The sequence below is a fragment of the Corynebacterium sp. ES2794-CONJ1 genome (genome assembly GCF_025660615.1).
Taxonomy (GTDB): Bacteria; Actinomycetota; Actinomycetes; order Mycobacteriales; family Mycobacteriaceae; genus Corynebacterium.
Window position 1 is genome coordinate 181,933 of the sequence record NZ_JAOTIM010000005.1, and the last position, 26,297, is coordinate 208,229.

Genomic DNA, 26,297 nt, shown 5'->3' on the forward strand with positions numbered 1-26,297 from the left:
GTTGAGATCCTTCGTTAAGACGATGATCGGCATAAGAGCGAGATCATGCGATCAATGATCTCAGGCCCTTGCGGAGTGAGAATAGATTCGGGATGGAATTGCACCCCGATAGCTCGCTGATCCTCAGTGATAGCGGCCATGACCACAGGGCCAATATCCGAGGGTGCAGTAGCAAGAGACACCATTCCTGTGGGTACGGTTACCGCTCCGAGAGAGTGATAGCGCGCTACCGGAACCGTGACTTTGTCGCCGCGAACTCCCGGTATCCTCTCGAGGCCCAGACCGTGAAAGAGGGGGCTCTTTTCACCTGCTGGGCTTAATTCCATCAGATCTGTGGTGCCATGGACGGGACCGCAGGGTTCTATTCGGCCACCACAGTGCTCCACGAGCGCTTGGAATCCTAAGCAGATACCAAGAATCGGAATGCGACCGATACAGTTGTCAATGAGCTCCATCATTTTGCCTGCCTGCGCTGGGTAACCAGGCCCTGGAGATAGACAGATGAGATCGGGTTGGGCTTGCAGGACCTGTTCAATCGGCACCGTATTGCGAAAGACGATGCATTCATAATCACTGAGAGCGTCGACCAAGTTATAGACAAAAGAATCGTGATTATCGATGAGAACAATCCGGATGGTCATGAACGTTCCACCTCTAGCTTTCGTCCTGCGGCTTGTGCGATAGCATCCAGCACCGCATATGCTTTGTGCACCGTCTCGTCAGCCTCGGCTTGAGGCGAGGAATCTCGAACCACCCCAGCACCCGCCTGTACCGCCGCCTGGCCATCTTTGACAAAAGCCGATCGAATAATAATACAACTATCCAAGCTGCCGTCACCGCGCACATACCCTAATGCACCTCCATAGGAGCCACGGCGCTGCTGCTCAACTTCGCGCAAGAGGGACACCGCACGCAGTTTCGGCGCTCCTGTGAGTGTTCCCATATTCATACATGCTCGGTAGGCATCTAAAGCATCGACCTCAGGATGAAGCGTTGCAGTCACTCGCGATACCAAATGCATTACTCGCGAATACCGATCGACGTGCAAGAGTTCGTCTACCCTGCGGGTGGCGGGGATGGACACACGGGCGAGGTCATTGCGGGCGAGATCCACGAGCATTATATGCTCAGCTATTTCTTTTGCGTCGGTGCGCATGACTAATTCTTGGCGTATATCTAGCTCCTCGTTAATGCTGCCATCGCTATTGAGACCTCGGGGTCTCGTGCCCGCGATGGGATAAAGCTGAACCTCTCGGCTCCTGTGATCGAAAGTGAGATTAGATTCCGGTGACGCTCCAAAGAGTTCAAAGCTCTCCCCCGCGGCACTTTCTTTTCCGCGCACATAAAACATATAGGGTGACGGATTCGTTTCCCGCAGTACTTTATAGGCTGCAAAAGCATCCGGGCATTCGAGAGTAAATGTGCGGGCCGGGACAACCTGATAAATATCCCCAGAATAAATTGCCTCCTTTAACCGTGCGATATGAGCACAAAAGACACTGTCACTAAGATCAGCTCGTGCTTGCAACGGTTCTTCTTCGCCGACGGGGGGAACATCCGAGGGAAAATGCTGCGGTGCGTGGCTAATCTGTTCCTTCAGCTGCAAAGCACGCTGTGTGGCGGCCTCCGCACTTAAGCCAAGGACCTCAATATCAGCGGTGCGCTCGCAATGATTAATTCGTAATATCTCTTCAGCTACGAGGAATTGATAATCGGGGTAGCTATTATGACCCATAGCAACCGGTGGCAGCTCTTCAAAGGTTTCTAAAAGATCGAAGGCAAATCCCCCAGCCAAAAATGGAAGGATCTGACCCGAGTAGGAGGCGTGAAGGGCCAACAGTCTGAGTACGTGGGTATTATTGATGGCGAGAAGACGAGCTCGCTCATCAATCTCATTGCTTGGTGGGAATTCTACTACTAGCAGATCCGATGAGTGCTCACAGCGATAGTCTGATAATTGCACAGCGAGATCGTCAATAATATGGCACCCTATATCGGATAACGCCTCGATACTCACCCAAGGGCCAGAACATGTGACGCGAGCAGCTCCTCTGACGATGGCCAGACACGTCGTTTTCTTCTTCGAGGCGATATCTGCGCCTTCAAGGAGGACGGAATCATCGCGTACGGTGGCTCCCAGAAACTGAAAGAGTCCAGCGGCATCGTCTCGGTATTCGACTTTCTCTACGTGGGTGCTGATCATACAGAGCACTTGCTTTTGGGATTGAGATGAGTGTGCATGGGGTACTTTCTTGAACTCATAGGAATCGCTGTAATGCTGCTAGCAGTGAGTACAAAAAAGACCCCCACCAACAACACTATGGCTGGTTCCGAGGGCCGATATTTTTAATAAAGAATCAACGAAGAGCCCGCGGACTACGGGCGCCACCAGAAATTCTTCATCGTATTCATTAACACGTAATCTACATGTCTCCCCGGGCTCTTGGCAATTCTTTTTCCTTAATAGGGGTAGTTTTATTGGTTGAAAAGTTTGGCGAGAAGCCACTCGAATAATGCCACGACCTATAGTTTGCCCTTAACCTTTTTCGTCACACTGACGTAACGAGCCTGATCCGTGACAGCTAGTGACATCTCACGCGGTGACTGAAATCTCTAGGATTTAACAGCTCAATAGATTATCCTCGAGCTCATGCGACGTTTAATTACTTATGCCCTCGTGGGTGTCCTCTCGGTAGCACTCAACACAGCTGCACCGGCCACAGCTCTTCCTGTGGTTCCAGATGATCTCAACGTCTTTCCGCACTCAGATATTCAGGCCCATCCTTCGATCTCAGTGACCGATGAGAACGGTAATCCCATCACTAAGCCAGTACATCGCGGCGATATCCTTTATGTTCATGGGAGCGGGTTTGACCCTGGTGCCAACCGCGGCGGTTTTATTTTCCCCATTCCTCCTGGGGTTCCTAACGGTGTCTATGTTCTTTATTCGGGATTGGCCAACGACTGGAAACCGTCCGAGAAAGCCCCAAGTTCGGCGCGCCAGCACCCCCATGATCGTATGGCGTGGATGCTCACCGAATCTAGTCTCGCGGCCGTGCCGGACTTCCCTGTAGATATGCGCAGGGTACTTGCTCGAGTGGCACAGCCTATGCACGATGACGGCAGCTTTCTTGCCCGTATTGTCGTCGACCCACCAGCGACTACCGCCGGCGATCAGTACGGAGTCTATACCTATGCTGCTGCTGCAAGTATAAATCCAGACGAAGAACTTTTTATCCCCATCCCATTCGATCCAAGCCCTGGGCCGCGCACGTCTATTCCGACCCGTGATTTGCTCGTTGATGCCTCTGGCATGGAAGCAGTCACTTCCGCACTTCGGGGTGGAATCGGTACGCGCGAGGGCGCTGATCGCACCGACGATGAGGTTAGCTACACAAAGGAGGCCGATCAGCCCGATGGGGTTATTCGCTATAAGGGCGTGGTGCTCTTGAAGGCTAAATTCTCAACTTTAGAAGTAGCCGTGGCCAATCCGTGGCTTCATCCTCGTCGCGAGGGTGGATATAGCGTGAGTGCTGAGATTTCGCGTGGTCTCAATCTGGGCACTGATAGCATGCAGCGGACGGTTATCGGACATGTCGACGCAGCTAGCGGAACGCAAACACTGCATCACGGCATCATTGATTTAGCTACCCTCACTTTTGCTTCCTAGCGAGCTTGGGCTCTACTACAGTGATACTGAGCGGTTTTTTCACGTGTGCGGTGGAGAGTCAGTGCAGGAGGTAGCATTAGCCCGCGGATATGGGACCTCGCGCTGTCTCATCTGTTATATCAGTGGCATTCAGTGAGGATAAATCTAGCTAAAATGAACATGGTTTGCTTTGAGGCATCAGCTCCATTTAGATTGTACTCAATTCAAATCTCAACTTTATGGTAGACAAAGGACGCGTTATTGCACTCATACCAGAGATATTATGACTACCTCACCCTTCTGCCGGTCGAATCTGGGGTCTTGAACTAAAGGCCCCAGATTGATCATGATATGCGCATAAATTTCGGGTATGAGATGGAGAAATGAGGTGGTCGAGGCCTCGGCCGTCAGAGTGGATGAGTGAGATGCACAGCGTCGATCGCCGTAAAACGGAGTTATCACTCTCTACAGGCGTGAGCTCTCGGTGAGGTTCCAAATTTGCTGATATCCCCGCGATGCGAGGAAGTAGTCGCTGCCTTTCTCCACTGCCATTCGGGTGAAAAAGCTTGAGAATTAGTACTAACACGTACTAACACCGAATTCTCTTGCCGTATTAGACTATGACACATGACTAATCCGAGTGAGATTCCCGCACACCGCTACTCCCCCGCACTAGCTGGCCTCATTGAAAAGAAGTGGCAAGAATACTGGCGCGAGAATGGAACCTTCAACGCAGCGAACCCCGTGGGTGCCTTGGCTGGTGAGGGCGAATTTAAAGCCGATAAGCTTTTCGTTCAAGATATGTTCCCCTTCCCTTCAGGTGTGGGCCTACATGTCGGCCACCCTCTCGGATATATCGCAACAGATGTCTATGCCCGCTTTAACCGGATGCAAGGCAAAAATGTTCTCCATACTCTCGGTTATGATGCCTTCGGTCTACCGGCAGAACAGTATGCAATCCAAACGGGAACTCACCCAGCAATAAAAACCCAAGAGTCGATTGCAAATATGCAACGTCAGCTTGATCGATTGGGATTAGGTCACGATAAGCGCCGCTCGATTGCCACCACCGATGAAGATTTCTACCGGTGGACCCAGTGGATCTTCCTCCAAATCTACAATGCGTGGTTTGATCCCCACGAAAATAAAGCTCGCCGCATAGCGGAACTGATCCCCCTACTAGAATCCGGCCAACGAGAGATTCCAGCGCATTTGGCTGAGGAATTTCACACCCACGATTACACAGCACTCGACCGAATCCAACAGGCCGACGTCATCGACGAATACCGCCTCGTTTATCAGTCACATTCGATGGTCAACTGGTGCCCCGGGCTGGGCACTGTTTTGGCAAATGAGGAAGTCACCGCGGAGGGCAAATCCGAACGCGGTAACTTCCCAGTTTTCCGCAAGAAATTGGTGCAGTGGATGATGCGTATCACCGCCTATTCTGATCGCCTTATCGATGATTTAGAGCTGCTTGATTGGCCTGAGAAGGTCAAGAGCATGCAGCGCAATTGGATCGGACGTTCTCGCGGGGCAGAGCTCGATTTTACAAGCCATAATCATAAGATTCGCGTATTCACCACCCGCCCCGACACCCTTTTTGGTGCTACCTATATGGTTCTTGCTCCCGAGCACGAGCTCGTTGACACGTTGCTCGCAACTGGGAACCCAAGCTATGAAGGCGTTGATGAGCGCTGGACCTATGGAACTGATGATCCCGCTGCAGCCGTCGCTGCGTATCGCGCTGATATTGCCGCAAAATCGGATGTAGAGCGCCAAGAAAATAAGGAGAAAACGGGCGTTTTCCTCGGTGTCTATGCCACTAACCCGGTCAACGGCGCCGATATCCCCGTCTTCATCGCTGACTATGTACTCACCGGCTACGGTACGGGTGCGATTATGGCAGTTCCTGCGCACGATATAAGGGATTATGAATTCGCCCGCGCTTTCGGTCTTGATATCGTGCCTGTGCTCGACGGCGATATTTCCACCGAGGCTTTTACCTCCGATGCCCCACATATCAATTCGGCTAATCAACGCGGCTTGGATCTCAATGGCCTGGGCAAGGATGCGGCTATTAAAAAAGCCACTGATTGGTTGATGGCTGAGGGCATCGGCGAGGTTAAGGTGCAGTATAAGCTGCGAGATTGGCTCTTTGCCAGGCAGCGCTACTGGGGCGAGCCTTTTCCCATTGTCTATGACTCTGACGGTATCCCCCACGGCTTAGACGAATCCCAGCTACCGGTAGTCTTGCCCGAGGTTCAGGATTATAAGCCCGCGACCTTTGACCCGAGCGATGCCGATTCTGCCCCTCAGCCACCGCTCGCGAAGGCAGAGGACTGGGTGAATGTGGAGCTCGATCTAGGCGATGGCCTTCAAACTTATCGCCGTGATACCAATGTGATGCCGCAATGGGCAGGTTCCTCGTGGTACCAATTGCGCTATATCGATCCTAAGAATGATCAGGCATTCTGCGATCCTGAGAATGAGAAATACTGGACCGGCCCGCAGTGGGAGGGCGATTGTGGCGGCGTTGACCTTTATGTAGGCGGCGTGGAGCACGCGGTCCTCCATTTGCTTTATGCTCGCTTTTGGCACAAAGTTCTCTTTGACTTAGGGTATGTCAGTTCCTTTGAGCCCTATCGTCGTCTCTTCAACCAAGGGTATATTCAGGCATTTGCTTATACCGATTCGCGCGGCGTCTACGTGCCTGCTGCCGATGTCATCGAGCGCGATGGTGAATTCTTCTACCAGGGAGAAAAGGTTCATCAGGAATACGGAAAAATGGGCAAATCGCTGAAGAATGCGGTATCTCCTGATGAAATCTGCGATGATTTTGGCGCGGATACTCTCCGTGTGTATGAGATGGCGATGGGCCCCCTGGATACCTCCCGTCCGTGGGCAACAAAGGATGTTGTGGGGTCGCAGCGGTTCTTGCAGCGCCTGTGGCGCCTGGTTGTTCATGAGGATACCGGCGAGCTCGCGGTGACCGCCGAGGCGCTTTCCGATGAAGCCACCAAAACTCTGCATCGTACGATCGCAGGTATTACTGAGGACTATCAGGCCCTGCACCTGAATACGGTGGTGGCGAAGTCGATCGAGTACGTCAACTTCCTCACCAAGAATTATAAGGGAGCGGTGCCCCGCCAGGCCGTGGAGCCCTTGATTATTATGATTGCCCCATTAGCCCCGCATATCGCTGAAGAATTGTGGCAGCGACTCGGCCACGACTCTACGATCGCCTTCGAACCATTCCCATCCTATGACGAGAAATGGCTCAGCGATGACGAGGTGGAACTGCCGGTGCAAATTAACGGCAAGGTACGCGCCCGCATCATGGTCGCGGCTGACGCCGATCAGGACGCTGTCATTACAGCCGCACGTAACCACGAGACGATCGCCCAGCATATAGCTGGAAAGGACATTATCAAGGAAATCGTCGTGCCCGGTCGCATGGTCAATCTTGTGGTGAAATAACTCATGTCTCTACCCCTCGAGGAGCGCCCCCTAGGTCCGCTCCTCGTTCTGGGGGCAGGCGTGATGGGATGTATCGCGCTCGTAGTCATCGATCCCACCGCACCGCGTGCCCCCCTGTGCCCGTCGAAGGCGTTATTTGGATTTAATTGTCCAATCTGCGGTAGCACCCGGATGCTCTACTATGTACTCCACCTCGATATCGCCAAGGCCCTAGCAATGAATGCTTATGGCCTTGTGGTGCTTGTTCTCGCGGCGTGGGCCTGGCTTTATTGGCTAGCGAAGACCTTCGCGCTCAGAATACCGACATGGACCTCACAGCGCTGGGTATGGTGGCTTTTAGCCGGTGGCTTTGTGGTGTGGTTTATACTGCGCCTAGTAGTGCCTGAGTTGCAGGTATAAATCAGCGGAAAAGGTCCCAGAGGCTGAATGTGGTGCGCTTATAGATAGCGTTTTTCACAGCCCTTTTGGGGTCTTTGACCAAGCCCATACCGCGTTGGCCATAACCGGGGATAAGAGTGCGCTTGACAGCGCGTTTAGCGCGGCCGGTGGTGCGCGCTTTGATGGATTTCTTGAGGGAGGGTTTTCGCATTCCAAATCTCATAGTTTTTTAGTGTAGAGGATCGCGGCTGTAGCCTCAGGAATTTTTCGTGCTACCGCACTCGCTGACGTTGGTGCCGCCCCATAGGTCGTTTGTGCCGCTAGGAACCCTGCGATATTTAAGATATGGACACTGAGTGGTATAGCGAGATTGATATTGAGCTGACGGGCCTGGTGGTGGGCTACCCACGCTCCCATCATCCCTGCCAAGAGGTCACCGGTTCCCGGGGTTGCTAGCCACGAGTGACCCGAATCTATTGCTATCACTGCGTCCCTACTGCCTGTGCATATCACTGTTTTTCTCCCCTTCACCACAAGAGTATGGCCCATATGATCCGCAAGCTCTTGAATGGCCCCTAAGCCGCCCGTGGCTAGTGATTCCGTGCAGAAATTTCGCGCCAGAGTCTCAAATTCTCCGTGGTGTGGCGTAAGAACAGTGGGATCTGTGCGCGCGATCAGCTGACTACGCAAAAGCTCCGATTGCGCTAGCGTGGTCAATGCTCCAGCGTCAAGGATGACGGGGCAAGGAGAGCCAAGAATATTCTCGATATCGGCCGCTCCTGCTCCGCCTGGACCGATCACCCAGGCATCGACCGCTCCGTCTTGGCATACTACCTCAGGATTAAGAGCAATGACTTCGTTCGCGCATGGTCCGAGATAGCGCACCATGGAGCTGGTGGCTTGCACACCGGCGGTAGTCGCCAGCACCGCTGCACCTGGATAGGTGGGGCTACCAGCAATAATCCCCACTACTCCCCCACTGTATTTGTGATCGAGTGGTCCAGGGATGACGCGGTGGGCGTCGAAGTCTGCCCCTCGAACTCCGATTTTCCCATCAGCGGTGATGCTATGGCTCAGGTACCCCAAGGGAGTGTGGAGATGATCTTCAATTCCAATGGGTGCAATGGAAATAGTGCCACAATGAGGACTGATGAGATGGGCACCCCGAGCCGCTCCAAAACTGATCGTATGATCTGCGCGTATATGTGGGCTGAAGGCGACACCCGTATCGGCATCAATTCCACTGGGAATATCCACACTCACGATGACCGCATTTTGATTGTGCGCAATAAAATTGTCTATCTTTGGATCAATTCCGCTATGGCAGCCGAGGCCCACGAGGGCATCGACAATAAGATCAGGAGTGATCTTATCAAGATCGCCGATTATAGATCCCCCAGCCTCGGTGAAGGCTGTGAGTGCCGGAGGGTAGGCCTCATCTGGCATATATGCACAAATTCTGTCATAGCCACGCTTAATGAGATCCACCCCTGCATAGAGACCATCACCACCGTTGCCTCCTGTGCCAGCCAAGATCAGTATAGTGGCGTCGGCGCGAACACATGCAGCAATGTGATCGGCCACAGCGTGAGCGGCAGTACGCATAAGCCGATCGTCGGGATGAATAAGGGGCTTCTCAGCCTCGCGAATCGTTGTGGCCACATAAGCGGTGAACATACCCTCAAGCGTACGGGATATATCACCCTCATTGGGTTAGGTGTGAACCAAGATCGCCGACTAGGCTTGACTATATTATGAGCGTTGGCAAAATTCTCCTGTACTACAAGTTCACTCCCATTAAAGACCCTAAGGCGGTTATGTTATGGCAGCGTGAACTGTGTGAATTGCTCGGCCTTAAAGGTCGAATTCTCATCTCCGAACACGGCATCAACGGTACTGTCGGCGGCGATATGGCCGCTTGCAAACGGTACGTCCGAAAATTCCGTGAGTACCCAGGCTTTAAGGGCACTGAATTTAAATGGTCCGACGGAGGGGCCGATGACTTCCCTAAGCTAAGCGTTAAAGTTCGCGATGAGATCGTCGCCTTCGGTGCACCGGGTGAACTTAAAGTCGATGAGCGTGGTGTCGTCGGCGGTGGAATTCACTTGAAACCCGAGGATGTCAATAAGCTGGTGGAAGAGCGCGGTGAGGAGGTCGTCTTCTTTGATGGCCGCAATGCCATGGAAGCCGAGATTGGCAAATTTAAAAACGCCGTTGTCCCCGATGTGCGTACCACTCATGATTTCATCCGCGAGCTTGAATCTGGCAAATACGACTGGATGAAAGATAAACCTGTAGTGTCGTATTGCACTGGCGGAATCCGTTGCGAAATCCTCTCCTCGCTCATGAAGAACCGAGGATTTAAGGAGGTCTATCAAATTGACGGCGGTATCGTGCGCTATGGAGAGCAGTTCGGCAACTCTGGACTGTGGGAAGGCTCTCTCTATGTCTTTGACCAGCGCATGCACCTAGAATTTGGCGCCGGAGTAAAAGACCCCGGCTTTGTCCAACTTGGCCACTGCAAGTGCGGTGCACCCACGAATAAATTTGAGCACTGCATCAACGAAGACAATTGTCGAGATCTCGTTCTCATGTGCCCAGACTGTTACGAGAACCTCGAAACCCGTCACTGCGGGCGCCCCGAATGCGCTGAAGTGGCTCGGCACGCTAGTCTGAGTACCCACTAAAAAAACCACTCCAGCCCCCGAGCATTCACCTGCGCGGGGGCTTGAGATTTCTGTATATGGATGTCAAGGAGCTAATGGCCCACGATGGACATCTGGAATACGGTGACCATCCAGATCATTGAGAACGGTACCAAAAACCAGAAGGTGCCCATCCAGGGGCGCCATCGGGTATACCCTAAATATTTCCGATACATTATGACCGCGCACCCTAAAGTCGCCACTATTGGTATGACACTCGTAAGTGCAGGCCACCATAACTCCGCGTTCCTTGAACAAATCCATACAACCTCGCCGCCATCACAGAGCGGCCCGCCCCTCCACCGCGCAACCCAAGCCAAAATATATGCCACGAGTGCGGTCAGAAGCGGAGTGAGTAGGGCAAAGTAGATCGCCTGCCTGGTTGAGGTGCGGTTACGTAGAGCTTCCGCTAAAGGATCAGTGGCATCGGCTAATTCATCGAATGAGTGCGCGCCGGGTCTAAAGCGGTTGGCGTAATCGGCATCGGAACTTAAGTCATTTTCGGGATGGTCCATGGCCTACCTCGGACGGATTGAGAGATCAGGAATGTGGGCGTCGGCAGGCAGGGTGAGGATATTCAGCAGGGTGTCTGCAACGGTGTCCACCGATAAGTACTCACTCTCAGTATACGGTCCACCCTCCTGCTCTCGGATAGCTCGTTGCATATCGGTGGCGATGCGGCCCGGGTAAACACTACTGATGCGTATCGACTTATGCTCTTGTCTAAGTGCCTCACACCATGCACGGGCGGCGAATTTGCTAGCCGAATAAGCGCCCCAGTGTGCATGAGTATTAAGTCCCGCACCAGAATTCACATAGATCATCTGGCCACTGCTGCGTTCAAGTGCCGGTAGATAGTGCTGAGTTAATTCATAGGGGCCTAGAAGATTGACGTCCATATGGGCTTCCCATTCGCTGCGCGGCTGGGTGGCTGTGGGCCCGAGAGTGGCGATGCCGGCGCAGTGGACAAGGGCGTCAAGTCGATCGACGACAGGTAGTTTTGCCATATCCCCGTGGGCTAGATCTAACTGGAACCATTCGAGGTTTTCATGCTCGAAGGGGATCATACTGCGATGGTGCTGGGCGTAGACATAGTAGCCCGACTCTAGCAATAGCTCAGTAAGCCGCTTTCCTACGGAGCGGCTCGCCCCCGTTATAAGCGCGGTTGCTAAGGACTGCTGAGACATAGACCAAGGCTCCTTGAGATCGACAGAATATAGATCCCAGCGTACCCGGCAACGTGGTCGATGGTATAGGGGGTATCAGAACAGGGTCACTCAACCTCGCGGGCATTCTCTACAATATCGCCGTAGGAATCAGCGAGGTCTTGTATTAAAGAGGCGAGGCGCACGGCGTCGTCATAATCTTCCTCCGGAAGAGAGGTGAACATATCCGTGAGGTGACCGATACGCTCCTCCCCCACCCTCGTCAGCTCACGGCGGCCGAAATCGGTGAGCTGAACCCTGACCCCGCGCCTGTCTGCTTCCTCGCGGAGCCGCTCAACCATTCCCCGGTCCTCCAATTGGTGCAGGGCATTAGAGGCGGTCGGCATCCGAATACCCTCGGCCTTCGCAATATGGCTAATACGGCAGGCACCTTCTTCGGCTAGTCGCGCCAAGATAGTCAGCTGCGGACCAGTGAGGTCGGAGGACTGCGCCTTACGGAAATAGAGCACATAAAGTTTCGTCAGTGCAGGGCGCACGCGGATTGCTAGTTCTCTGGCGGTTTCAGCATTCATAATCTTCTAATTGTAGCTATTTTCCCATCCTGAGTTCGAGTTTAAGCTGCATGAACGTTGATTAATTGATCACATTTATATCTGTAAAAAGACCTTTCGCGCTGGAAGACGGATTACTCAATAAGTCTAGTTCCAGCCTTTCTGTGGGCAGGTAAATCGTTAGAAGTCGCTGTCTTAAGAAAATCCTAAGAGCGAACATAAATAGCTAAACTGGGAGCATGGTGGAATTTGTAGGACAAGTCACGCACCGGTTGGCTCGTCGCCGCCTCCTCAATAAGTGGCGCGCCGGGCAGGTAAGTCGGGCGATGGTCTGTGAGGCTGATTTTCTTCTTGTGGCAGCTGCCCGCTATCACGGGACCCCCGCTCCTTATCCGTGTCCAATCTGTTCGGAGGATGACCTCCGCGAAGTGCTGTGGGTCTACGGCGAACAATTAGGCCGAGCCTCTGGAAGTGCCAGATCGTTAGCGGAGATTGAGCAATTTACACAGCAAGGACGAGAGTTTACTATTCATAAAGTAGAGGTATGTCCCAACTGCCAGTGGAATCATCTACTCGCAGCGGCACATATTGGGCCCTAAGAACTCATCCGATTGGGCATCCCAGACATAGATAGACAAAGATAGACCAAGATAAAAGAAAAGATCTGGGACGGAAAAACTTGAGAGAGAGCTTTTCACGTGGTTGATAAGAAAAAAGGTCGCGCTGACGCGGCGAAACCGAAGAAAAATGCAGGAAAGAAATCGAATTGGATCTTCTCCGGCCTCGCGGTTGCGCTCACCACGCTTATTGCGGTGCCCTTTCTAATCTTTATGGTGGCCTATATCTCCATCGAGGTACCGCAACCTGGGGAACTAGTAACCAAACAGGTCTCTCGCATTTATGCCGCCGATAGCAAGACGGAACTAGCCCGCATTGTTCCAGCGGAAGGAAATCGCGAGGAGATAAGTCTCGATCGTATTCCTCCGCAAGTGCGAGATGCCGTCCTGGCGGCGGAGGATCGTGATTTCTACGAAAATAACGGTTTTTCCTTTACTGGTTTTGCGCGCGCCGCTATAGGCCAGCTCACCGGAAACAGCTCCGCCGGCGGCGGCTCCACCATTACCCAGCAATATGTAAAAAATATGGTGGTAGGCAATGACTACTCCTATAAGCGCAAAGCGCGGGAATTGGTGTACTCGGTCAAGATGGCCAATGAGTGGGACAAGAATCAAGTGCTCGAAGCGTATCTCAACACCATTTATTTCGGCCGTAATGCCTATGGAATCGAAGCGGCCGCCCATGCCTATTTTGGTACCACTGCTGGGGATCTGAGTGCGGAACAGGCCGCGGTTCTTGCCGCGTCTATCCAGCGCCCATCCGAATTAGACCCATGGAAGAACCGCGCAGAGGCGGAAACCCGCTGGAATTATGTGCTCGATGGCATGGTGGACGAGGGATGGCTCAACCCCGATGAGCGTGCAGCGGCGGTCTATCCAGAGACCATCGATCCGGCCTTCAATCAGGCCTATACCGAGGCGGAAGGCACGAACGGCCACATCAAAAACCAGGCCATGGCAGAATTAGCTGCCCACGGTATCAGCCAGGAGGATGTGGAAACCCGAGGTCTGCGCATCATCACCACCATTGATACCCAGGCTCAGCAGGCTACCGTGAACACTGTGCGCTCTAACCTGGAGGGCCAGCCAGAGAATTTAAGAACCGCTGCCGTATCGGTGGAACCAGCTACCGGTGCAGTGCGAGCCTATTATGGCGGCGAGGATCCCAATGGTTGGGACTATGCCAATGCCGGCTATCAGACCGGCTCGACCTTTAAGATCTTCGGCTATGCCGCGGCCCTCCAACAGGGTGTCTCCCCGAACCGCCTCTACTCCACCGCCCCCTTCACCCTGGGCAATAACGCCCAAGTTCAAGGCGGAGGGTGTGGTGGCGCCTGCACCATGAAAGAGGCGTTGAAGCAGTCTTTGAACACTCCCTTCCTTCGGGTGCAAAAATCGCTCGATAATAACACCCAAGATGTGGCGGATATGGCGCACGCTCTTGGAGTTGCGCGATCGTTTACCGGAACAGAGGAAACACTAACTGAAAATGGTGGACAGCCCTATGAGGGCGTAATTTTGGGACAATATAGCTCCCGACCTCTCGATATGGCGCACGCCGTAGCAACCTTGGCCAATATGGGCATTTGGCACGAGGTGTACTTCGTCGAGCGCGTGGAGACGGGCGACGGTGAAGTTCTCTACCAGCACGAAGTAGGTGAAGGAGAGCGCCGAGTAGCACGCAACGTAGCCTCCAATACCATCGATGCTATGCTCCCGATCGCAGCTTGGTCGAACTACAATGTCCTCAACGATGGCCGCCAGTCTGCTGCCAAGACTGGCACCCAGCAGCTCGGTGATACCGGGCTCAATAAGGACGCGTGGATGGTCGGTGCCACCCCACAGCTGGCCACTGCCGTATGGGTGGGCACGGATGATTCCTCGGCTATCCTCAATGCCGGAGGCGGCTCCATCTATGGCGCCAACCTGCCCACGACTATCTGGAAGGGAGTTCTTGATGGTGCACTAGCCGGGCGCGCCGTTGAAGAATTCCCCGCTGCTGAGCCGCTCGGGCAAATAAGACGTACCGACTTTGTCGGAGATATGGGGACCAATAGTAGTGGACAGTTCTACTATCAGAGTCCGCAGGCGCCTGCCGCTCAAACCCCTGAGGCTGTGGAGGAAGCACCACCCGTAGCCCCTCCTGCTCCCGCTCCTGCTCCAGCGGAACCTGAGTATGTTGAGGTTTTCCCGGGTATCAACCTCCCGGCCGAATTATTTGGCCAGTAGCAACCATCACCACCGCCTATACGAGCGGTGGTGATTTTCTTTATGTTGCAAGGTACATTAGGGACACGAACAGAAAGGACCGCGGTGGCAGCACATACTTTGGTGGCGATTATAAGCGTGATGGTGGGCTTTGCACTTTTCACCGGCTCTTTTCTCTCTCACTACTATGACAAAAAACCTCAGCTCACCTGGAGTCTCTTTAGCATCGCACTGGTATTTATCACAGTAATTCCTGTCATCATAGGAGTGGCGGTCTCGCTCTAACCGGCAGGCCCAACTAGGAAAAGAATCGACTTTCGGCACGGAATGCGATATTTTAGAAAGGTTGCTGACGCAACAAGACCCTCCTGCCACACCCACCCAGGGTGCGGCCGACTCAAAATACTATTAAGACCATAGGAGGTGATGAGGTCCGTGCGTCACTACGAAATTATGATCATTCTGGAACCATCCCAGGATGAACGCACCGTTGCCCCGTCCCTAGACAAATTCCTTGAGGTTGTCCGCAAGGAAAACGGCACCGTGGAAAAGGTTGACATCTGGGGTAAGCGCCGCTTGGCCTACCCAATTGAGAAGAATGAGGAAGGCATTTATGCCGTCGTCAATCTTCACTGCGAATCTGCTACCGTCCAAGAGCTTGACCGTAGGCTGAATCTGAGCGATAGCATTCTGCGTACCAAGGTCCTGCGCGGAGATAAATAAGTCCCTACTAAAATCCACAGTATTCGGGCAATCCTTATACGAGCCCTCGCGCTCAAGGCCCCGCAATGGTGGAATACTAGGACAGCGATTCTTCTCGCTCCCATCTACTCATTTATCCCTAGCAGCATCTATTCGATCTACATTACGCAGATAAGAGAGGCACGATCATGGCACAAGGTGACGTCACTATGACGATTGTCGGCAATATTGTCGCCGACCCCGAACTCCGTTTTACCCAGCAGGGCGCAGCGGTAGCAACCTTTAGGGTTGCCTCCACCCCGCGCCGGTACGATTCCCAATCGGGCCAGTGGGTAGACGGCGAGGCACTGTTTTTGTCTTGCAATATCTGGCGCCAAGCCGCTGAAAACGTCGCAGAATCCCTCAAGAAGGGTATGCGGGTTATCGTAACCGGTCGGCTCAGGCAGCGTTCCTACGAAACCCGCGAGGGTGAGAAACGCACCGTTATGGAGCTCGAAGTAGATGAAGTAGGCCCATCTTTGCGCTATGCTACTGCCGATATTGTCCGCAACCCTCGTGAAGGTGGCGGCAATTATGGTGGCGGCGGTAACTACGGTTCCCGCCCCCAGACGGGATCGGCTCCGCAAGGACGATCCGGTGGCTATAGCGATAGCGGATCAGGCAGTTTCGGCGGCCGTTCTGAGGCCCCGAGCAATGACCCCTGGGGTTCGGCCCCCGCAGCTGGCGGATTTGGTGGCGACGAAGAGCCTCCCTTCTGATCCTAGCCGGATCAGCAGAGAACGCAGAACCCGTAAGCACATCACAGATATCACCCTTTTCTTCCCCTTCAACTGGGAAGATATGAAAACCACGAAAGGCAGGGATCATGAGACTGATCCTCACCGCCGCTGTCGAGAACCTCGGTGTCGCAGGCGACATCGTCGAGGTTAAAGACGGCTACGGACGTAATTTGCTGCTTCCCCGCGGCCTGGCCATTGTTGCCACCCGCGGCGCAGAGAAGCAGATTGAGGGCATCAAACGTGCCCAACAAGCTCGCGAGATTCGCGACTTCGACCATGCTCGCGAAGTGAAGGCTGAGCTGGAGGCGCTTGAAGGCGTCACCGTTTCTGTGCGCACTTCTGAGAAGGGTAAAATCTTCGGCTCTGTTAGCGCTGAAGATATTGCCGCAGCTGTGAAGGCAGCCGGCGGACCTAACCTGGACAAGCGTGCAATTGTACTGCCAAAAGGTCTTGTTAAGACCACTGGTTCGTACCAGGTAGACGTGAAGCTACACTCCACGATTGTAGCTACCGTGAACTTTCAGGTCGCAGCTGCCTAGAGAATAGGCAACCGCGACGGTGGGCTTGAATTTTTAAAAGCTCTCCCAATGACAACAGCACATTCGAGGCATCCCTTTAGCGGGGGATGCCTCGAATGATTTTTATCCTGTGTACAAGGTGTGGATAACTTCGTCCAGCTCAAACCCATAAGCCTTGTGGTGCTGTCAAGAAGTTCGTGATGTCAAATGCTTCCCCTTGAAAGGGGTAGGGCGCCTAGTGGTACCCTCAAAATGCCTCCGAACTGGACTTTTGCTTGTATGGAGAAGGCAAAACGGGCATCCGCACACGCTTATCCACACTCGCACCTGCGTCTTCGAGGCGCTATCCACAACTCCGGTCAACTTATCAACACCCCCTGTGGATAACTATTGATCTCCGGTATGCAGGTCCGCTATATTCGCTGGCTAAATCCATCTCCCTGCCACCCCCTTTTAGCTACTGTTTTAAGGGATATACCAACTACCTCCGAGCCGGGATTCACGGAATCACAGAATCACACAATCACGGAATGCCGAAGGGGTCTCATGCCTCATTACCTCCCGCCCGCCATCTCTGAGTACGCTCTGCTCGGCGCTAACGGTCAACTCGCTCTCATATCACGCCATGGCAGTGTGGACTGGTTATGCTTACCTCAGGTTGATTCTCCATCAATTTTCGCCGCCGTACTTGGCGATGAGCGCCATGGTCGGTGGTTTTTGGGGCCACACAATCCCAAGGATTGGCACTGTCACCGCGAATATCATTACGACGGAAGACAACTCACGAGCGTCTACAGTACCGCTGTAGCGGAGTTTAGCCGCACAGATACCCTTAATATTGAACACGGAACTGTTATCTTTGATCGTGAAATTCGAGGGATACGCGGTCAAGCCGATATCAATCACGAGCTAATTATCGGAGTCGAATATGGACGCTCAGCGGTTGAATATAATTCTCCAAGCATCAGTACTCACCAGTGCCATGGAGTTGATCTCAGTATCGATAGTCCGGACATTCCACCAACTATTAGGCAGGGTGATATCTTTCGGGTGCGTTTGACGTGGCCCTACGTCCTCGCCCACCCAGCCTATGCCCTACAAACGCATTCGCTAGAAGAATCGAATGAAATACTGCGAGCGGCCTCGCGCAGTGCTCAAGTACTACGACAATTGTGCCATCCATCAGGAGCCATTATTGCTGCACCCACAACCTCTTTACCTGAGAGGCCAGGCGGGAGCAGAAACTGGGATTATCGCTATGCTTGGTTGCGCGATAGCGCCTTTAGCATCCAAGCTCTAGCGCGAGCATATAGTTTGGGTGTCAGCCCCAATCCGATCTCATATATTGATCGGTGGAGACAATGGGTTGCATTAGTTGTACACGATTATAAAATCATGTACCGCGCTGATGGTAGCACTGATCTGCTGGAACAGGAATTGCCCCATCTACCGGGGTATCGATCCTCTCTGCCGGTGCGCATCGGCAACGGTGCTAGCGAGCAATTCCAGGCCGACGTGGCCGGTGAAGTGCTTATCGCTTGCCAGGAATTGCGGGATCGAGGCTACCCCGATACTTACGAATCATGGCAGGCACAGCTGATCATTACGGATGCCATGATTGAGCGGATAGCGGACAAAGATCGCGGAATCTGGGAAATGCGCGGAGATCTTCACCATTTCACGCATTCGAGGGCCATGATCTACGGAGGCCTGCGAGCGATGCTCCACCAAGCACACAGCCATAAAGTAGATACCCAGACGCGCTCACTCTGGCACCACACCGCGATGGATATTCGACAAGAGATTTTTCAGAACGGAATCGAGCCTGAGGGTCAATATTTTTGCCAAACCTATGATTCCCCACATGTTGACGCAGCCCTTCTGCAACTCCCCTACTCGGGATTAATCTCCTGGGCCGATCCGTTATTGGCGCGCACCGTTGAGCGCATCACGGAGACGCTAGCCAGCCCCTCTGGCTTGATCTACCGCTACGCTACCGAATCCGGGATCGACGGCGTGGAGGGAGGGGAATTTCCCTTTCTCATCTGTAATTTTTGGCTGGTGGAATACTATGCGCGTACCGGTGAGATGTCGCAAGCACACAAATTGTTCTCATCGCTTCTTCAGGCAGCCAATGATGTGGGGTTGCTAGCGGAGGAATACGATGCGCACAACCACAGACTATGGGGGAATTTCCCGCAGGGATTCTCGCATGTGGGAGCGATCGGTGCAGCCGGTGCACTGTTAGATCCGATATCTAAGAAGCGCACCGTTTTTAGCGTCGCTCAGGCGTAGGCGATAATGGTAGACAGACCACGGTGGCAGAGAGCCGCTGGATATAACTAGATGGAGAAAAGCGCTCGATATGACAAATTTTCCAGATACCAATTTCGATGACGACGCGCAGGCCCCAATTTACTCGCAGGCAGTGCCGAAAGAGGATATCCCAGTAGCTGAACCCCGACAGTTTCGCTCCTATCAGCAACGCGAGACCGCCCCATCGGTGGACGATTACCGGCAACCTCCCTTTGACCTAGCGGCCGAGCAAGGCGTGTTGGGAGCGATGCTGCTGAGCGGCTCCGCCGTGATCGATATGATCGATATCCTCAGAGCAGAGGATTTTTATCGCGTTGCCCATCAACTTATTTTTAACGCGATGATCGAACTGTTCTCTGAGTCGCGCGAAATCGATCCGGTGATCGTGGGTGGACGCCTCGATCGCTCGAATGATTTAGAGCGTATCGGCGGCGCCCCCTATCTCGTGCAACTTATCTCTTCGGTTCCTACCTCCGCTAACGCTAAGTATTACGCTGAAATCGTGGCGGAGAAGGCGCTTCTGAGGCGCCTCGTCGAGGCTGGAACTCGGGTAGTGCAATTAGGTTACGAGGGCACCGAGGGTGCCGAGGTTGATGCCGTTATTGACCGAGCTCAACAGGAAGTCTTTTCCATTACCCGCACTAACGCCACCGAGGACTATATGGTGATAGGCGATATTTTGGAAGAAACCCTCGCTGAACTCGATAGCATTTCCGACGGCGGCGGCCTAGCTCAAGGGGTCCCTACTGGTTTTGTGGATCTTGACCGGCTTACCAATGGTTTACACGCAGGTCAGATGATCATTGTGGCGGCGCGTCCGGGCGTTGGAAAGTCAACGATAGCGCTCGACTTTGTCCGCTCATGTGCCATTAAAAACAATAAAGCAGCCGCAATCTTCTCTCTCGAGATGAGCAAATCCGAGATCGTCATGCGCTTGCTCTCGGCGGAAACAGAAATCAAGTTAACCGATATGCGCAGCGGTACCATGACGGACCAGGACTGGCGGGTAATCGTCAGCCGCACCGACGAGCTTAAGGATGCCCCCATCTTTATCGATGATTCCGCGAACCTCACTATGATGGAAATCCGCTCAAAAGCACGTAAATTAAAGCAGAAGCACGATCTGCAACTAATCGTCGTCGACTATTTACAGCTCATGAGCAGTGGCAAGAAAACCGAATCACGCCAGCAGGAAGTTTCCGAATTTTCCCGTTCCTTAAAGCTTTTGGCAAAGGAGCTGGAAGTGCCGGTGGTGGCCATCTCCCAGCTCAACCGTGGCCCTGAATCGCGCACGGATAAGCGCCCGCAATTGGCTGATCTGCGTGAATCTGGATCTCTGGAGCAGGACGCCGATATGGTGATGTTGCTCTACCGCCCCGATTCACAGGACAAAGAAGATAGCCGCGCGGGCGAGGCCGATATTATTTTGGCAAAGCACCGCGGTGGGCCTATTGACACGGTACGCGTGGCCCACCAGCTACACTTTTCTCGCTTTGCCAATATGCCGCATTAATTAGCGTCCGAAAGCCTTCAAGCGCAGTGAATTGCTCACTACAAATACTGAACTTAAGGCCATTGCGGCACCCGCAAACATGGGATTTAACAGGCCGACGGCTGCTACCGGGATCAAGATGACGTTATAGGCGAAAGCCCAGAACAGATTTAATTTGATCGTTCTAAGCGTTGCCCGCGACAGCTTAATGGCTAGCGGTATATGTTGTGGATCGTTATTCATGATCGTGATATCGCTTGCTTCGATTGCAATATCGGTGCCCGCGCCCATTGCCAAGCCGAGATCGGCCTGAGCAAGGGCGGCTGCATCATTAATGCCATCGCCGACCATCGCCACCGTTTCACCACGACGCTGCAATTCCTGCACGCGTTCTACCTTTTGTTCCGGCATGACGGAGGCAAAGATATGACTATCATCAATGCCTACTTGACGCGCCATGAACTGGGCAGCGCCTCGATTATCGCCGGTGAGCATATAGGGTACAAGCCCTAAAGAACGTAGTTCATCAACTGCCCCAGGAGCCCCGTCTTTGAGTTGATCGCGCACCGCAATGAGGGCGTGATAAACACCATCGATGCCGAGTAATAGCACTGTGGCACCACTGGCTTCAAGGTCCCGAATGTCTGACGCCACCTTGGCATCAACAGACGTGTGCGGCTTTTCTACAACGACTTTTTTCCCTGCTACCGTTGCTGCGACTCCGCGGCCTGGGGTCGAATAAAAATCCGTAATCTCTGGCAGAGGACGAGCCTGTGTGTGCAGCAAGGCGCGAGCAAGGGGGTGCTCTGAGCCCTGTTCCACGGCAGCAGCATATCTGAGGGCTTCGTCGCGGTTTAGCTCGCTCTCCGGAAGCAGTGATACCGTGTCCACTGTCATTTCACCCTTGGTGATAGTGCCTGTCTTATCGAGCACGACCGCCGTAATCCGACGAGTATTTTCCAAAATCTCTGGGCCTTTAATGACAAGACCGAGTTGTGCACCACGACCCGCGCCCACGAGTAGCGCAGTGGGAGTAGCGAGTCCGAGAGCGCACGGACAGGCGATGATAAGGACGGCGACTCCGGTAGCAAAGGCGTCTGACGAGCTAGCATTCAAAAGGAAGAAGTGCACCAAGACGGTAAGAACCGCAATGACGACCACAATGGGTACGAATACCTGGGAAATTGCGTCCGCAAGCTTTTGCACGGGTGCTTTTTTTGCTTGGGCTTGGGTCATCAATTCCGCAAGTTGCGCTAAAGCGGTATCTTTACCTACCTTGGTGGCCTCGACCAAAAGCCGTCCGGAGGTGTTGAGAGTTCCACCGAAGACCTTATCGCCCACGGCTTTGTCAACGGGTACTGATTCGCCAGTCAGCATGGATTCATCGACCCCTGAGTGCCCCGCGGTGATGATCCCATCGGTGGGAATCTTCTCCCCCGGCCGCACGACGAGGATCGAGCCCACATCGACTAATTCGGTGCGGCGGCGATGTTCCGAACCGTTTTCTAGAATGGTTGCCGTTTTTACCCCGAGGTTGAGAATTTCTTGCAGGGCTTGGGAACTCCTCCCTTTTGCCCGGGTTTCGAACCATCGGCCGAGAAGAATAAAGACGATCACTACCGCGACGGATTCAAGGTAAATATGATCTCCGCTGTGGTCACTATGCGATGAGAAGCTCATGGCCATGCGCATTGTGTTCTCTCCGGCATCTCCGAGGAAGAGCGCATAGATACTCCACGCGAAGGCGGCGGTTGTGCCCAAAGAAATCAAGGTGTCCATAGTGAAGGAACCGTGACGAAGATTGCGAACCGTAGCCTGATGGAAAGGCCAGCCCCCATAAAAATATACTGGACCAGTGAGAGCGAAACAGAGCCACTGCCAGTTATCGAATTGGGTGGCGCTAAACATGGAGAGCACAAAGACGGGTAGCGCCAAAATACTTGAAATTGCCAACCGGTTGCGCAGTTGCTGAGCATGCATGTCGCGGGCTCTATCGATTGGTGAGATCTCAGTTTCTTCCTCTGAACCCGGTTCCTGCGGGCTCTTTGGTGGATCATTGAGAATGAATGAGTCGTAACCGGCAGCCCTGATAACCTCGGCTAAATGTTCTGGATTCGTACTCGTGGGATCGTAGTCCACAGAGGCGGTCTCAGTGGCGTAATTAACAGCGGCCTGAACCCCATCGACCTTATTTAGTTTGCGTTGCACCCGAGTCGAACATGATGTGCAGGTCATGCCGGTAATCCCGAGCTCGATATGGCTAGATGATAAAGCGGGGGCGCTACTCACACTTCTCCTTGGGTTGAAAATATTAAAGGCTCATACCACCGTCGTAGGATGCTGGTACGAGCCCTAGTTTAATGAGAACTCACCCCACCAGGTGATGGGGTTGCTATGACTCTTTGAGGGTGTAGCCAGCCTCGGTAATAGCAGCGGCGACTTCCTCGTCGCTAAATCCTTGGCCAGTAACGCAGACGCGTCCGGTCTCGAGATCTACCTCGACACCCTCGGTGCCGGGAATCTCATCGATTTCCTCGGTGACTGAGGCGACGCAATGCGAACACGTCATGCCGGAAACATAGTAGTTTTTCACCACGGTAAATATCCCTTTCACTAGGTATTTTCTTCTCTTGAATACGCCTGCTGAAAGCGTTTCGTGCACGATTGTTTGACCATGAATACACTGGGGCGGTGGGAGTACCCCGCCCTCAATTAAGAAACAATCATTCTCAATAGTAGGAGATAAATAGACAATGGCACTCGTTAATGTAACTGAAGACACTTTTGAATCAACGGTCACCGCAGACGGTATTGTTCTCGTTGACTGCTGGGCCGAGTGGTGCGGACCGTGTCGACAGTTCCTGCCGGTTTATACCAAGGCTGCCGATAAGCACGAGGATATTACTTTCGCTAAGCTCAATACTGAGGAAAATCAGGGATTGGCTGCTGCTTTGCAAATCATGTCCATCCCTACGTTGATGGCTTTCCGGGATGGCATCATGGTCTACCGTGAAGCAGGAGCCCTGCCAGCGGCAGCTTTGGATGATCTCATTAGCCAGGTGCGTGCGCTTGATATGGATGAGGTACGTCGGCAAGTAGCTGAGCAGCAAGATAACGCTTAGGCGCCTACATTTATCCCAGTATTCGCGTGCGTGAATACTGGGTTTCTTCTTTTGGGCTGAAGAGGTCGCGCGTCGGTCTTATAATGGTCTGAAACAAGGAAATTGAGAAAGGCAGCGCGCATATATGGCTCACTTTATGGCGAGGGGTATCAAGCGTCTTCGGGCTGCTTTATCGAGCTCTAACCCAGAGCTGCAGCGCCTTAAGAAGAAATTCTCCGCCACCGAGGATGAGTATCAGCGCATTTGGTCTCAAGCAAGTGCTGCGGAGGCTCAGCTAAAGCAACTGAGCGAACGTCGAGCTCGAGCCGCTCAACGAAGTGAATTACTGGCTGCAAAAATTCGAGAATTGCTGATATTAGCAAACCATTACCGCCGCTATGAGCTCCCGAGAAATGCACATGCGACCATGCAAGAAGTTTATATTTATGCTGAACAGCTCATCGGCCTCGACGATGCCATAGAACAGATGGACGCCCTCGCCAGCGAAGCGCAACAACAGAAAGAACAAGCAGCTAAGCAGCTGGCAAGGGTCGCCGCGGATCTATCAGATCAGTTAGCACACCTGACTGAACCAGGGAACGGGGTCATATCGTCAGGTCCAGACGTCTCAGACTTAGATATTATTCCCATTGATACCGCGTTCAGTGAAATCAGAGCTTCATTGCACGCGCGCCATGATCAAGCGCTTACTATGCATACCTTGCTTGACGATGACGCGCGCCAACGGATGAAAACTATTGAGGAACCGCACCCTGAAAGTCGAGTGGCTCAACGTATTGCGGCGCTTGAGAAAGAGCTGCGGTTCAACCCTTGAAAGCCTGACCTATTTAAAGGCCTAGCCTAGTCGGGGCGGTTACCCAATAGTATTCCGCGCATTCCAGAGTGAAATCCGTCGCGGAGATTGACCCGCTGAGATTCGGTGAGAGTGTACTCATGGAGGGTTTCGCAGGCAAATTGCAAAAGCGGCCGATCGATCTCGGGCGGAAGCCCACCTCCAGTTAGGGTATGGGCATCATCAAGTTGCTCGGGGCTGGCGGCCTTCTCATACCACCAAATTGCGTACTGTTGACCCACATCAAAGGGGCTACAAGAGCCACTTGATGTCCACACCTCATTAGGGAGGGGCACATACCGCGACCGGAGCTTGCGCCGTGGAGCCATCATGGAGGGACTCGGCACAGGGCGTTTCGCCGGTGCATCGGTGGGAGAAGGACTGGAGTCTCCAGTATTGACCGCAGCTGAGTATTCTACGTTTTCTTCTATCGATACCGATCGTACGCCGTCTTTAATCTCCTCGACGGAGTTGCGTTCTACTTTGATCGATTCGACAGCCACGTGATGTGGCGGCGGAACTTCGGTATCGGGGACTTGCGCGACGATCTCCGCCTCATTCTCGACTATAACCTCGTTCTGCTTCTCGGGCTGATGATCTTCTTGGAGTTCTTCCGAGTTCTCAGCGCTTTGATATTCATAAGGCTGTTGGAAATTATCCGCTGCATCAGGATCGAAATTCTCTTTGTACTCAGGATGGTCAGCACTGTCTTTTGATTCTTCCTGCTGGATACGCGGAGGCAGAGGCCCCTCGAGAACCTGCAATTGCATACAGTCCTCAAAGTCCATGCGAGGATCTAAAATTGTGGTGGTATCGCAGGAGAAGCGCAGTGCAGAGGACATCGACTCCCAGCCGAAACCATAAAGGTGTACACGGATGCCGTTATCCACAGCTTCCTGTACACCTGGAATCATATCGGCATCCCCGGAGACGAGCACCATATCAGTTACTTCGCGACGTACTCCGGCGAGCACCATATCGGCAACCAGACGGGTGTCGACTGCTTTCTGAGTACGGCGCTCACCCCACTCAATCAACGATCCGGCACGTAGCTGCACACCTGCACAGGTCCGCAACGATCGTTGATAACGGTGAGGGCCGGTATCGGGAATACCGTCGTACCACAGTTGGCGATGAACGGGTTGACCTAAACTTTGCTCGACCATACTGCTTAGGACTCTAACTACCTCAGGAAGATCAATCTCTAATTGTGAGCGGGCGCCCGTTTCCCAAGCATTGTAAAAACTGGCTAGTAGATACGAGGTATCTACATAAATTTGAGTGCGTTCAAGCATGATAATTCTAATATTCTTTCTCTAAGTAACTTTTTATATAGGCCCTTACTCGACCCGTATCTCACAGTATAAGGCGTATCGAGCTGAGCCGTAGATTTGCTCCTTTACGACCCTACTCCACGCCAGTGGGACCGGGCCTATTCAACCCTGCTTTCTGTTGAACCCACGTCTAGTGAGCTCAAAATTCTTATTTATAGCTTGTGTGCTGGGGATTTGTGTGTTTGGTGTGGGGTGTGTAGTTTTATGTGGGTCGTTGCGGCCAGGGTTGGTCGTGGTGGTGCATGAGCTTGGTGCGATTTGACGCTGTGTGGTGTTAGGTTGTATGGTTTGTGGTTGCTGCGCATGTGGTTTGTGTGTGGTGTGTGTTGTTTGAGAACTCAATAGTGTGCCAATTGTTTTTTTGTTTTTTTGATTGCAGTTGGGTTGTGTTGGTGAATGGTGTGGTGTTTTTGGTGGCCGGTGAGTGTGGCTTGCTTGGTTTTTGACC

23 protein-coding genes and 2 pseudogenes are annotated in these 26,297 nt (G+C 53.1%); 14 read left to right on the forward strand and 11 right to left on the reverse strand.

Annotated elements, in window-relative coordinates; all coding sequences use genetic code 11:
- Nucleotides 1-14 precede the first annotated feature (14 nt).
- On the reverse strand, nt 15-641 hold the full coding sequence (locus N7326_RS07865) for a glutamine amidotransferase-related protein (RefSeq protein ID WP_263088402.1): 627 nt from the start codon (nt 639-641) through the stop codon (nt 15-17).
- On the reverse strand, nt 638-2,203 hold the full coding sequence (locus N7326_RS07870) for an anthranilate synthase component 1 (RefSeq protein WP_263088404.1): 1,566 nt from the start codon (nt 2,201-2,203) through the stop codon (nt 638-640). The genes N7326_RS07865 and N7326_RS07870 overlap by 4 nt, the downstream gene beginning before the upstream one ends.
- A 447-nt stretch (nt 2,204-2,650) precedes the next feature.
- On the opposite strand from N7326_RS07870, the gene N7326_RS07875 reads away from it, so the two are divergent.
- The 3 genes from N7326_RS07875 to N7326_RS07885 all read left to right on the forward strand — a co-directional run bounded on the left by N7326_RS07875 (nt 2,651) and on the right by N7326_RS07885 (nt 7,528).
- Nucleotides 2,651-3,670, forward strand: a complete 1,020-nt coding sequence (locus N7326_RS07875; RefSeq protein ID WP_263088405.1) for an HtaA protein — start codon at nt 2,651-2,653, stop codon at nt 3,668-3,670.
- A 606-nt stretch (nt 3,671-4,276) separates the two neighbouring features.
- Complete coding sequence (gene leuS / locus N7326_RS07880) at nt 4,277-7,129, forward strand: leucine--tRNA ligase (protein ID WP_263088407.1); 2,853 nt, start codon at nt 4,277-4,279, stop codon at nt 7,127-7,129.
- Between the two features lie 3 nt (nt 7,130-7,132).
- Nucleotides 7,133-7,528, forward strand: coding sequence for a DUF2752 domain-containing protein (locus N7326_RS07885; RefSeq protein WP_259079574.1), 396 nt, complete (start codon nt 7,133-7,135; stop codon nt 7,526-7,528).
- Between the two features lies 1 nt (nt 7,529).
- Here the strand turns inward: N7326_RS07885 and N7326_RS07890 are convergent, their stop codons facing one another.
- Both N7326_RS07890 and N7326_RS07895 read right to left on the reverse strand, forming a co-directional pair.
- On the reverse strand, nt 7,530-7,730 hold the full coding sequence (locus N7326_RS07890; RefSeq protein ID WP_259079576.1) for a hypothetical protein: 201 nt from the start codon (nt 7,728-7,730) through the stop codon (nt 7,530-7,532).
- Nucleotides 7,727-9,184 carry a bifunctional ADP-dependent NAD(P)H-hydrate dehydratase/NAD(P)H-hydrate epimerase gene (locus tag N7326_RS07895; protein ID WP_259289534.1) on the reverse strand — a complete coding sequence of 486 codons (1,458 nt, stop codon included), beginning with the start codon at nt 9,182-9,184 and terminating at the stop codon, nt 7,727-7,729. The genes N7326_RS07890 and N7326_RS07895 overlap by 4 nt, the downstream gene beginning before the upstream one ends.
- 77 nt (nt 9,185-9,261) lie before the next feature.
- Here N7326_RS07895 and trhO point away from each other — a divergent pair, with 77 nt between their 5' ends.
- Nucleotides 9,262-10,194 carry an oxygen-dependent tRNA uridine(34) hydroxylase TrhO gene (trhO, locus tag N7326_RS07900; protein WP_259158622.1) on the forward strand — a complete coding sequence of 311 codons (933 nt, stop codon included), beginning with the start codon at nt 9,262-9,264 and terminating at the stop codon, nt 10,192-10,194.
- Between the two features lie 71 nt (nt 10,195-10,265).
- Here the strand turns inward: trhO and N7326_RS07905 are convergent, their stop codons facing one another.
- From N7326_RS07905 to N7326_RS07915, 3 genes are all read right to left on the reverse strand, one after another.
- On the reverse strand, nt 10,266-10,727 hold the full coding sequence (locus tag N7326_RS07905) for a hypothetical protein (protein ID WP_259079581.1): 462 nt from the start codon (nt 10,725-10,727) through the stop codon (nt 10,266-10,268).
- 3 nt (nt 10,728-10,730) lie between these two features.
- On the reverse strand, nt 10,731-11,399 hold the full coding sequence (locus tag N7326_RS07910; RefSeq protein WP_259079583.1) for an SDR family oxidoreductase: 669 nt from the start codon (nt 11,397-11,399) through the stop codon (nt 10,731-10,733).
- Nucleotides 11,400-11,485: 86 nt separating this feature from the next.
- On the reverse strand, nt 11,486-11,950 hold the full coding sequence (locus N7326_RS07915; protein ID WP_259079590.1) for a MarR family winged helix-turn-helix transcriptional regulator: 465 nt from the start codon (nt 11,948-11,950) through the stop codon (nt 11,486-11,488).
- Between the two features lie 218 nt (nt 11,951-12,168).
- Between N7326_RS07915 and N7326_RS07920 the strand changes: the two genes are divergently transcribed.
- From N7326_RS07920 to dnaB, 8 genes are all read left to right on the forward strand, one after another.
- Nucleotides 12,169-12,528, forward strand: a complete 360-nt coding sequence (locus tag N7326_RS07920) for a DUF5318 domain-containing protein (protein ID WP_259079592.1) — start codon at nt 12,169-12,171, stop codon at nt 12,526-12,528.
- Nucleotides 12,529-12,627: 99 nt separating this feature from the next.
- The gene (locus tag N7326_RS07925) at nt 12,628-14,775 is read left to right on the forward strand and encodes a transglycosylase domain-containing protein (protein WP_411512295.1); all 2,148 of its coding nucleotides are present in this window, start codon (nt 12,628-12,630) and stop codon (nt 14,773-14,775) included.
- A gap of 84 nt (nt 14,776-14,859) precedes the next feature.
- Nucleotides 14,860-15,039 (forward strand): hypothetical protein, encoded by a 180-nt coding sequence (locus N7326_RS07930; protein WP_259079668.1) that lies wholly within the window; start codon nt 14,860-14,862, stop codon nt 15,037-15,039.
- A gap of 150 nt (nt 15,040-15,189) precedes the next feature.
- Entirely contained in the window at nt 15,190-15,477 is a 288-nt protein-coding gene (gene rpsF / locus N7326_RS07935) for a 30S ribosomal protein S6 (RefSeq protein WP_259079599.1), read from the forward strand.
- A 167-nt stretch (nt 15,478-15,644) separates the two neighbouring features.
- Nucleotides 15,645-16,214 (forward strand): single-stranded DNA-binding protein, encoded by a 570-nt coding sequence (locus tag N7326_RS07940; protein ID WP_259079601.1) that lies wholly within the window; start codon nt 15,645-15,647, stop codon nt 16,212-16,214.
- 107 nt (nt 16,215-16,321) lie between these two features.
- Complete coding sequence (gene rplI / locus N7326_RS07945) at nt 16,322-16,774, forward strand: 50S ribosomal protein L9 (RefSeq protein WP_259079606.1); 453 nt, start codon at nt 16,322-16,324, stop codon at nt 16,772-16,774.
- A gap of 525 nt (nt 16,775-17,299) precedes the next feature.
- Nucleotides 17,300-19,048 (forward strand): glycoside hydrolase family 15 protein, encoded by a 1,749-nt coding sequence (locus N7326_RS07950; protein ID WP_259289533.1) that lies wholly within the window; start codon nt 17,300-17,302, stop codon nt 19,046-19,048.
- A gap of 70 nt (nt 19,049-19,118) precedes the next feature.
- Nucleotides 19,119-20,582: a replicative DNA helicase gene (gene dnaB / locus N7326_RS07955; RefSeq protein WP_259079614.1), complete on the forward strand. Its 1,464-nt coding sequence runs from the start codon at nt 19,119-19,121 to the stop codon at nt 20,580-20,582.
- On the opposite strand, the gene N7326_RS07960 is transcribed toward dnaB, so the two are convergent.
- On the reverse strand, nt 20,583-22,796 hold the full coding sequence (locus N7326_RS07960; protein ID WP_259289582.1) for a heavy metal translocating P-type ATPase: 2,214 nt from the start codon (nt 22,794-22,796) through the stop codon (nt 20,583-20,585).
- A 157-nt stretch (nt 22,797-22,953) separates the two neighbouring features.
- Entirely contained in the window at nt 22,954-23,157 is a 204-nt protein-coding gene (locus tag N7326_RS07965; protein ID WP_259079616.1) for a heavy-metal-associated domain-containing protein, read from the reverse strand.
- A gap of 157 nt (nt 23,158-23,314) precedes the next feature.
- Between N7326_RS07965 and trxA the strand changes: the two genes are divergently transcribed.
- Together trxA and N7326_RS07975 are read left to right on the forward strand one after the other, a co-directional pair.
- Nucleotides 23,315-23,683: a thioredoxin gene (gene trxA / locus N7326_RS07970; RefSeq protein WP_259079622.1), complete on the forward strand. Its 369-nt coding sequence runs from the start codon at nt 23,315-23,317 to the stop codon at nt 23,681-23,683.
- A gap of 124 nt (nt 23,684-23,807) precedes the next feature.
- Nucleotides 23,808-24,497 carry a hypothetical protein gene (locus N7326_RS07975; RefSeq protein WP_259289532.1) on the forward strand — a complete coding sequence of 230 codons (690 nt, stop codon included), beginning with the start codon at nt 23,808-23,810 and terminating at the stop codon, nt 24,495-24,497.
- 26 nt (nt 24,498-24,523) lie between these two features.
- On the opposite strand, the pseudogene N7326_RS09410 reads toward N7326_RS07975, so the two are convergent.
- A pseudogene (locus N7326_RS09410) lies at nt 24,524-24,883 on the reverse strand (NYN domain-containing protein); the annotation flags it as partial.
- Between the two features lie 362 nt (nt 24,884-25,245).
- Nucleotides 25,246-25,810 (reverse strand): annotated as a pseudogene (locus N7326_RS09415) (NYN domain-containing protein); the annotation flags it as partial.
- Nucleotides 25,811-26,297: the final 487 nt, after the last annotated feature.